The organism is Sporanaerobacter acetigenes DSM 13106 (genome assembly GCF_900130025.1).
In the GTDB taxonomy this organism is placed as follows: Bacteria; Bacillota; Clostridia; order Tissierellales; family Sporanaerobacteraceae; genus Sporanaerobacter; species Sporanaerobacter acetigenes.
Genome location: NZ_FQXR01000028.1, coordinates 1 through 9,029, shown reverse-complemented (window position 1 = coordinate 9,029; position 9,029 = coordinate 1). Strand labels below are relative to the sequence as shown.

Genomic DNA, 9,029 nt, shown 5'->3' with positions numbered 1-9,029 from the left:
AAATTAACTGTTCTATAAGTTTTTTATAAAATGGACTTTTGATATGTTTGATACAATTATTTAATTCTTCAAGTTCAATATATAATGTATCAAATTCATCCCCATCAAATTTTCTTTCTAATCTATTTTTAATTTCATAAAAATAAGAACAATCATCTTTTCTATATTTTAGAAACATAGCATTTAAATCTTGCTTATATGCAAGGGATAATAATTCTAGAGTTTCAAATTTTGGTATGACTTTGCCAAGTTCAATTCTTCTAATAGTTTCGGAATTTATGCCAGACAATTCTGAAACATCATCCAAAGTAAGAGCTAATTCACCCCTTATGTTTCGCAATGCTTCACCGAAAGAAATAAGATTTAAATCCATAAAACCACTTCCTGTAAAATATATGTAAATAATGCAACCCAAAAATCTACTTTAAAGTAGGTTGATTTATGTACATTTATTATATAATATTATAAATAATAGAACAAGTAGGACGGCATTGGAAAATGAAGAAGGAACTGTTAGTACTGATAGTGTTATTTACAATGACATTAGGGGTTGTGTTAAACCGTGGACAACCTGTTAAGTATATGGTTCAGGATGATGGAGAAATTGAATGGAATAGTTACATTGAAGGAGATCTATTATAGTATAGAATATCAGATTTATTTTTAATTAATTATGTTAATATAATATTTTAGGCACGATTTTCCGAACGCTATAAAATGTAGTTAAGAAAGGAGTGTCTAAAGTGGTAAAAAGAGATATACAGAAGAACATAAGAGTATGGCTGTAGAACTTTATAATGCTAGTAAATTCCTAAAAAATGTTAGCGACGAATATGGCTTACCTAAATTCACAATATTAATATGGGTAAAAAAAGCTGATTCTATAGCAATCAATAAAAATGAAGTAATTACTCAGGCTGATTATGAGGTTTTATTAAAAAAAATAGCTAGAGTAGAAGGGAAAAATGAAATACTAAAAAAGCAATGGTCATATTTACATAGTATTTAAGAAGTTTAAATCTTTTGCTTTAAAAAGCAGGGTAGAAAGTAGAGAAAATATAATAAATAGAGATTTCTCTAATACTGACATTAACCAAAATGGGTAACTGATATTATCTATATTCATGACATTAAAGATGGTTGGTGTATCTAGTTTCTGATATGGATCTTAACAGCAGAAAGGTAATTAGAGGTCTCCATGTCTAAGAATATGTATACTAAATTAACTATTAAAGCAGTAAAAAAATATTTATAAATTTCATAAATCTAATGAAAACTTAATATCTCATAGTGATTTAGAAAGTCAATGTACAAGTTGTGAATTTGAAGAATGTATTAAAAAGCTTAGAATAACCCATTCCTTTAGTGGTAAGGGCAATTCTTATGATAATGTTTGTATCGAATCCTTCCATTCTGTATTAAAAACGGAAGAGGTTAATTTAGTTAAATATTTCGATTTTGATGCTACAAGACTTTCAATATTTGAATACATTGAATCATGGTACAACAGAGAAAGAATACACAGCTCTTTGGGCTATATTAGCCCCCAAGAGTGGGAAGATAATACTAAGAGAGGATCATAAAAAATCATTCGAAAAGATATATCTATTTTACTAACATAAGTCCATTATATGCAAAAGATTGGAGGGGATGAAGATAAAAATAATAAGTAAATTTACTCATAAACCAGATATAACAACTCAATGTAGATTAAATTCTATTGCTGATATATTCCAATATAATGGAATAAAATTAAGTGAAGAAATGTGTTTTGGTTTAGGTGAAGCTTTAACTTTTGAGTACTGGTTAGATACAAGCAGTAAATTTCCTACAATCATAATAAATGGATTTGATTTTAATATGGAAAATAGGTTATTTAATAAATTTAATGTTAAAAGAATAATTCATTATAATAGTAAAATAGATAATGAAGATATAATTAACTGTATAAATAAAAATGATTTAGTAATGGTAGATTTAGATAGATATTATCTAGAGTATCTTGATATAACGAAGGCACACTTTGGATTTCATTCAGTAATTATAATAGGGTATAAAATTGAAAATAAAATTTTATATTGGGGAATTATTGATGGATTAAAAAAAGAATTGATATGGTATCCAGATAAAAAATTACGTATTGCAAGAGATTCAACTTGTGGAATTTTAAAATCTAATAAATGGTATGAATTTGATTGCCAAAATGTTACGAATAAACGAATAGAAAATTTAAAATATAGTATTATAAAAGATTCTATAAATAATTTATCAAAGAAAATGTTGTTTAGTGAATCTTTGGGAATAAATGCATTAATGAAATTTTCAAATGAAATAGGCAAATGTATTAATTATGATAAAAATATAAAAGATATTATGAAAATAGAGTTTTTCTTTATATATAAATGTATTAAAGAATTTGAATATACTGGTACATTAAGCAGAAGAATATATGCAAAGTTTTTGAAGGAATGTACTGAATTGTATGGATATGAATTTTTAAGAAATGCATTTATACAAATGGATGAAATTGCTGATGAATGGGAGAAATTATCAGAAGTCAGTATTGCAGAAAATGATATAGAAAATAAAGCTTTATTAGTATCCGCTCAAATAATAAAGATATATGAAATGGAAAAACAAGTATATGAATACTTAAAAGATAATACCAAATGAATTATTAAAAATATATTTATAGATATTTATATTGTTAAATATTTGTGATTTTAAATTAGGAAAAGTGAAAATTAGCTTGTTATTACTAAGTTTAAATAAAAAATAAAATTTTCATATTAATTTAATATTTTAAATATGGGGGGTGTAAGTAATGAAAGGAGAATTAATCGAAGAATTACAAAATGCAATTAAAGATAATCCTATAGATATAGATAATATAGATTTATTACGAGGCCCAGCAGGTGCAAGCGGTTCTGGTTGCGGCTGTGACTGCTAGTATTTATAATACAAGCAGCAATCCTTAAAGATTAATAAAGGTGGTAACAAGCTAATTTTACTTATTATATTAATATAGATAAACAAGTTTAAAAATCAAACTATTTATAATAAGATCTAGCATTAACAAGAGATTTAGTTTCAGCTTTATTAGAGTTGGCATAATTAAAATAATCTGAAATGAAATCTTTAATTTTATCAATTGTGGTTTTTGCTTTATATTCATAGAAATAGGATTTTAATTTATTCCATATATTTTCTTGTAAATTCAACATTGGTGAATAAGATAGAAGATTTAAAATAAATAATTTCTCCTCATGCTGGCTAATAAATTCTTGAACAGCTTTTGAAGCGTGAACTCTAGCATTATCCCAAATCATGAACACTCTTTTATTCTTGTTTATGTTTAGTAGTTTTTTAAAAAATTTAATAATTTCGTTAGAAGTAATTCTCTCATCGGAGGAGTACACATTTACAATTGAATCAAAGTTTTTACTAATCTCAGCAGCACTGATGATATTAACGCTTTTACGGCTACCATTTCTTTCTATTGCAGGGGGTTTCCTATGGAACTCCAACTGCGATAGTTATTGGATCCTACTTTGATTTTGGTTTTATCTTGAATATATAATACTGTATACGAAGTGCTTTCAATAATGTCTAGTAAACTAACAGCTTTTTTTAGAAGCTTCTTGAAGCTCTGGCTCGCCTTTTGTAGGCATATATTGTCCTCGTTTATATGAGAAAATGAAATACATTTAACTCTTTAATTATTCGCATTGTTTATCTATAGTTTAAACTAAATTTTCATGATATAAATTGTGAGATAGATTAAAAAGCCTAAGCTTATAATACTAAAAACAAAAGGTATCAAGTAAATTAATTTTTATCAATCATTACTGTTAGTTAAAAATATTAATTTTTGTTTTGATTTAATAATTGAAATTTTCAAATTTATAAAAGGAGAGTAAATATTATGAATAATTTTCATTATTTTAAATTGGACGATGATTATATATTATTTGATGGAGATACTTTAAATATATTTCCGTTAAAAGAAGAACTAGGTAGAAAATTAGACAATATTACTAATTTAGAATTAGATGAAATTTTAAGTAAGTTGACACAAAACAATCTAGAAAATAAAGGCAAGGAATTATTAGATACGAACATAAACATGGATAAATGTAAAAGACTTGTTTTAATTCTAGCAAGATCATGTAATTTAAATTGTAAATATTGTTATGCTGAAGGAGGAAATTATGGTTCTATAAAAGATGAGTTTATGAAAGAAGATATTATTGAGCCATCAATAAATTATGTTTTAAATAAGTTTCCTGAAGGTATTGAGTCAATACAATTTTTTGGCGGTGAACCTTTACTTAATAAAAAATTATTAAAAAAATCATGTGAAAATATAAGTAAGTATTTTGAAAATAAGAATATTGAAAAACCATCTTTTACGTTAGTAACAAATGCTACTTTAATTGACGATGAATGTATTGAAATATTTAATAAATACTTTACTTCTATTACTATAAGTTTAGATGGAAATAAGGAGCTTAATGATACAAATAGAATATTTAAAAATAGCAATCAGAGTGTTTATGATACTGTTATAAAAAACATTCATATTTTAAATGAGAAAAGAAAATTTAATTTATTTATTGAAATGACAGTAGATACGAATCATATTGATTATTTTGTCAAAAATAATCAAACTATACCTGGATTAGATGAAATAAATTCAATGGGTGTTGACATGATACATGTAGTTCCAACTATAGATTCTGGAGGAACTCATTGTTCAATAAGTAAAAGTAATGTAGAAGATATAAGAAACTTTTTTGATAAATATTTAAAACAAGCTTTTAAATCGGATAATGAGGGCTTTAATATAGAAAAAATTTCAAGCACTGTAAATGCTATTAAAAACAAAAAAGTAACAGGTTATCATTGTGTAGCAGGTATAACAGATTTAACAATAGATGTTAATGGAGATGTATATCCTTGTTTTATGTTTCTAAAAAATAAAGATTTCATAATGGATAATGTTCTTAAGACAGACACAGACAAATATCAAAATATACAATTATTATTTATTGAAAATAGAATTTATAAAAATAATAATTGCAATAAATGTTGGGCAAAAAATTTATGTACAGATACTTGTGCTGGATGTGTTGGGGGATATTATCTTGCAAATAAAGATATTTCAAAACCTATTGATGTAAATTGCATAATTGGTAAAACAATGATTGAAAGAATAATTGCGGAAATAGTTAATTTAAGTAAGTAAATTCATATAAAGATAGCCTAATTACATTAATTTTATATGAATTGAGTAATATTTTTAAGTTTTAAAATCAATTTTAATAATTTAAAATATGTATTTATGTGTGTTTGGTAAAATAAAGGAGAAAATAGAATGGACTATATAAATAAAATTGATAAGGTGTTGAAAAACACATGCTCTTTAAATATTCCCATAACTATAGATACTAAACTTCAAGAAGATTTATATTTAGACTCATTTTCAATAATAATTATGTTTATTGAAATAGAAAATGAGTTTAATATTGATATAGATTTTAGAGATATAGATAATGTTAAAACTATAGAAGATGTAATTGCAGTTGTTAAAAAATGCAAATCGCAAAGTCAATAAGCATAAATTGTGGAAAGGGGAATTTAAATGAATATTTCTAAAATATTAACTGAAGCATCTAAAAAATATCCACATAAAGTAGCAATTTATGATGAAGATAAAGAAATAAGTTATGAAAATTTAGAAAATGATGTAAATAAAATTTCAAATAATTTACTTAAATTAAATGTTAAAATTGGAGATATAATTTGTATTATGCTAGAAAACAATCTAAATTTTATTAAAATGTATTTTGCTATATCAAGGATAGGTGGAATAATTATTCCCATTAATCCCATGTGCAAAAAGCAAGAAATTAATTATATACTTAATAATTCAAATGCAAGAATTATCATAATAAATGAGAATAAAATCAATTTGATGGAAGAGTTACTAAAAGCCAATCCTTCAATTAAATTAACTATAATAACTGAAAAATTTTTTTCAAATAAATATACTAATATAAATGAATTAATGCAAAATTCCATTCACAATTATAATTTAGATTTTAATTTTAAAAGTAATGAAATTGCTCAATGCATATATACATCCGGAACAACTAGAAAACCTAAAGGTGTATTATTATCTCATTCAAATCTCATTTTTGATTGTTCAAGGTGTGTTGAAAGAGTAAAATTTAATGATAGTGATAAACATATTGCTATATTACCATTTTTTCATTCCTTTGGAATTATGAGTACAATATTAACTCCTATATATTCTGGCGGGTCTATTATTTTAATTTCTAAATTTAATCCTGAAGCTATGGTATCCGAGATTAAAAATAAAAGGGCAACCATATTAAGTGCTGTGCCTTCAATTTTAAATTTTTTATTAAATTATATTGATAACAAAAATATTAAATGTGATTTTAATTCTTTGAGGCTAATAATTTCAGGTGGTGGACCCCTTAATAAACAAATTAATTTTGAATATAAAAAAAGATATAACTTAAATATTATAGAAGGCAATGGTCCTACAGAAACATCACCAGTATCGTATATTAATCCTCCTAATCATCCTAAGATGGGTTCAGTGGGATTACCTCTTAGAGATGTTAAAATTAAAATTGTGGATGAAAAAGATCAAAAATTACCCATAGGCAAGGTAGGAGAAATATGTATAAAAGGTCCTAATGTAATGATGGGATATTTAAATGATCAAGAATCTACTTTAGAAGCTATAAAAGATAATTGGTATCATACAGGAGATTTAGGTAAAATTGATGGCGATGGATATATATTTATTGTTGGAAGAAAGAAAGATTTAATCTTAGTTGGAGAAATGAATGTATATCCTGAAGAAATTGAGGATTGCATAAATTCACATAGCAATGTTCTAGAAAGTGCTGTTATTGGTGTAGCAAATAATAAATATGGACAAATTCCTATAGCATTTGTAAAAGTACTTAAAAAAAATATAACAAATGAAAATGATATCTTAATGTATTGCTTTAAAAGACTTTCAAACTATAAATGTCCACAAAAGGTTATATTTGTAGATGACATACCTAAAAATGTTATGGGTAAAATAGATAAAAAACAGTTGTTTGAATCTTATAAGTTTAAATTAATTTAAGTATATAACATTTTCATGAACATATTACAATTAATTATAATAATATTAATTTCTAATATACTCAAACACTGTTGTAGATTAAATATTATAAAAAATGAGGGATTTACATGAATATAAAATTACTGAAACAAAAAGACTTTTTTCTTCTCATAATGGGGGAGACAGTGTCGCTTATAGGAACAATAATGCAAAATTTTGCATTATCATTATATGTACTTGCAATAACACATTCAACTGTTAAATTTGCTTCAGTAACAGCTATAACAATATTCCCTAAACTTATTTTAGGTCCATTTTCAGGGGTCATCGCAGATAGATTTAATAGGAAGAAAATTATTGTAGGAACTGATTTAATAAATGGCATTTTAATGGGGATTTATGCTCTGTTATTTTTTATAAATGGACATTTAAGCTTATTGAGTATATACATATTAGTTATTTCAATTACAATAACTAATATTATTTTTGAACCTGCAATTCAAACTGTAATTCCTTCAATAGTAGAGAAAGAATCATTAGTTGATGCAAATTCAATAGACACATTATTTTCAAGCCTTTCAAATATATTAGCATTAGCTCTTGGTGCAATTTTATATGATAATTTAGGAATAGGTGTTATATTTATAATAAATTCTATCAGTTTTATATTATCTGCTATTAGTGAAATTTTTATAAACATACCTAAAAACAATCTAAAAAATGATAAATTAAACTTAAAAATGTTCTTTTCCGATTTTAAAGAAGGCATCACTTGCATTAAAAATGAAAAATTAATATTTAATATTTTGATTATAATGATTTTCATAAACTTTGCTTTTAATCCAATCTTTAAAATCGGTTTACCATATATATCGATAAAAGTCTTGGATGGGAATGGAATACAGTACTCTGTTCTACGTATAGCAATAATTTTATCTGGAATAACTGCTTCTTTAATCTCATCTAAATTGTGCAAAAAATACACAATAAACAAACTTCTAATTAGAAGTGGTTTAATAATATCACTATGTATGTTTTTGATATCTTTTTCTATATCAAAAATTTATTTAAATATTTTTTCAAATACTATAGTACCTTTTATTACGATATTAATTATATGTTTTTTAATGATGATGACAGCTACTTTATGCAATATAGCGGCTGGCACAATAATCCAAGAAACAATTTCATTAGATATGCTTGGAAGAATACAATCAGTGATTATGATGGTATGTACTATAGCTGTTCCTGCAGGTGAGATGTTCTTTGGATTTATGTTTGATGCTACTAGCCCTGCGATAACAATAGGAATATCTTCATGTATTATATTTGTAACTGTTTTATTATCAAGTAAGTATTTTTTAATTTCAAATGATAAACAAAAAATTAAAAATTAACAAATGGTTGGAAGATAAGCATCAAATCCACTAGAAATGTTTTCTATGAGATAATACCCTTAAATATCACTAATAAGAGAGGTTATCTCAAATGAAGGAAGAAGAAAAATTTCTCTACAGTTACTTATAATTTTATCTTTTAACTCTTTTTGTCCAAATGCTTCACATAAAACTATGGATGTTTCAAGCGATTTCTTATATTCTATTTTATTCAATTTATATTGAGCAATTCCTTTCCCATAGTATAGAATACTTAATCCATTAAAATCTCCTATTTCTTGACAAGCATCAATTCCCATATTAGAAAACTTCAATGCTTTTTCAAAGTTTTTATTTCTTCTGTAAACTCCAGCTAAGTTGTGACACAGTTTAGGATACATTTCATCATTAGAATCTACTGAGCTTATACAAAATTCCATTATTTCTTGATATTTGTCTTTATGTCCTAATCCGTTTAATACAAAAGCTATATTCATAAG

At 24.9% G+C, this 9,029-nt stretch carries 10 protein-coding genes and 1 pseudogene; 8 read left to right on the top strand and 3 right to left on the bottom strand.

The features are described 5' to 3' along the window. The coding region (locus tag BUA21_RS14305) for a helix-turn-helix domain-containing protein (protein ID WP_143147182.1) at positions 1 to 373 on the bottom strand (373 nt) is incomplete at its 3' end. 387 nt (positions 374 to 760) lie between these two features. Between BUA21_RS14305 and BUA21_RS14300 the strand changes: the two are divergent. The 4 genes and pseudogenes from BUA21_RS14300 to BUA21_RS15265 all read left to right on the top strand — a co-directional run. Further along, a pseudogene (locus BUA21_RS14300) lies at positions 761 to 1,009 on the top strand (hypothetical protein); the annotation flags it as partial. A gap of 238 nt (positions 1,010 to 1,247) precedes the next feature. Then, entirely contained in the window at positions 1,248 to 1,583 is a 336-nt protein-coding gene (locus BUA21_RS15355) for an integrase core domain-containing protein (protein WP_084604324.1), read from the top strand. 67 nt (positions 1,584 to 1,650) lie between these two features. After that, on the top strand, positions 1,651 to 2,673 hold the full coding sequence (locus tag BUA21_RS14290) for a BtrH N-terminal domain-containing protein (protein ID WP_072745499.1): 1,023 nt from the start codon (positions 1,651 to 1,653) through the stop codon (positions 2,671 to 2,673). A gap of 151 nt (positions 2,674 to 2,824) precedes the next feature. Beyond that, entirely contained in the window at positions 2,825 to 2,950 is a 126-nt protein-coding gene (locus BUA21_RS15265) for a hypothetical protein (RefSeq protein ID WP_268801926.1), read from the top strand. Positions 2,951 to 3,050: 100 nt separating this feature from the next. On the opposite strand, the gene BUA21_RS14285 is transcribed toward BUA21_RS15265, so the two are convergent. Then, positions 3,051 to 3,527: a transposase gene (locus tag BUA21_RS14285; protein ID WP_072745498.1), complete on the bottom strand. Its 477-nt coding sequence runs from the start codon at positions 3,525 to 3,527 to the stop codon at positions 3,051 to 3,053. 398 nt (positions 3,528 to 3,925) lie between these two features. On the opposite strand from BUA21_RS14285, the gene BUA21_RS14280 reads away from it, so the two are divergent. From BUA21_RS14280 to BUA21_RS14265, 4 genes are all read left to right on the top strand, one after another. Continuing rightward, the gene (locus tag BUA21_RS14280; protein WP_072745497.1) at positions 3,926 to 5,248 is read left to right on the top strand and encodes a radical SAM/SPASM domain-containing protein; all 1,323 of its coding nucleotides are present in this window, start codon (positions 3,926 to 3,928) and stop codon (positions 5,246 to 5,248) included. A gap of 129 nt (positions 5,249 to 5,377) precedes the next feature. Beyond that, a complete protein-coding gene (locus BUA21_RS14275) occupies positions 5,378 to 5,617 on the top strand; it encodes an acyl carrier protein (protein ID WP_072745496.1) in 240 nt (79 codons plus the stop codon). A gap of 27 nt (positions 5,618 to 5,644) precedes the next feature. After that, a complete protein-coding gene (locus BUA21_RS14270) occupies positions 5,645 to 7,174 on the top strand; it encodes an AMP-binding protein (protein ID WP_072745495.1) in 1,530 nt (509 codons plus the stop codon). Positions 7,175 to 7,281: 107 nt separating this feature from the next. Beyond that, positions 7,282 to 8,550 (top strand): MFS transporter, encoded by a 1,269-nt coding sequence (locus BUA21_RS14265; protein ID WP_072745494.1) that lies wholly within the window; start codon positions 7,282 to 7,284, stop codon positions 8,548 to 8,550. A 59-nt stretch (positions 8,551 to 8,609) separates the two neighbouring features. Here BUA21_RS14265 and BUA21_RS14820 read toward each other — a convergent pair. Beyond that, the coding region (locus BUA21_RS14820; RefSeq protein ID WP_200796575.1) for a tetratricopeptide repeat protein at positions 8,610 to 9,029 on the bottom strand (420 nt) is incomplete at its 5' end.

Coding starts and splice junctions, on each gene's coding strand:
- BUA21_RS14290 (WP_072745499.1), top strand. CDS start 1,651: ATGAAGATAAAAATAATAAGTAAATTTACTCATAAACCAGATATAACA.
- BUA21_RS15265 (WP_268801926.1), top strand. CDS start 2,825: ATGAAAGGAGAATTAATCGAAGAATTACAAAATGCAATTAAAGATAAT.
- BUA21_RS14280 (WP_072745497.1), top strand. CDS start 3,926: ATGAATAATTTTCATTATTTTAAATTGGACGATGATTATATATTATTT.
- BUA21_RS14275 (WP_072745496.1), top strand. CDS start 5,378: ATGGACTATATAAATAAAATTGATAAGGTGTTGAAAAACACATGCTCT.
- BUA21_RS14270 (WP_072745495.1), top strand. CDS start 5,645: ATGAATATTTCTAAAATATTAACTGAAGCATCTAAAAAATATCCACAT.
- BUA21_RS14265 (WP_072745494.1), top strand. CDS start 7,282: ATGAATATAAAATTACTGAAACAAAAAGACTTTTTTCTTCTCATAATG.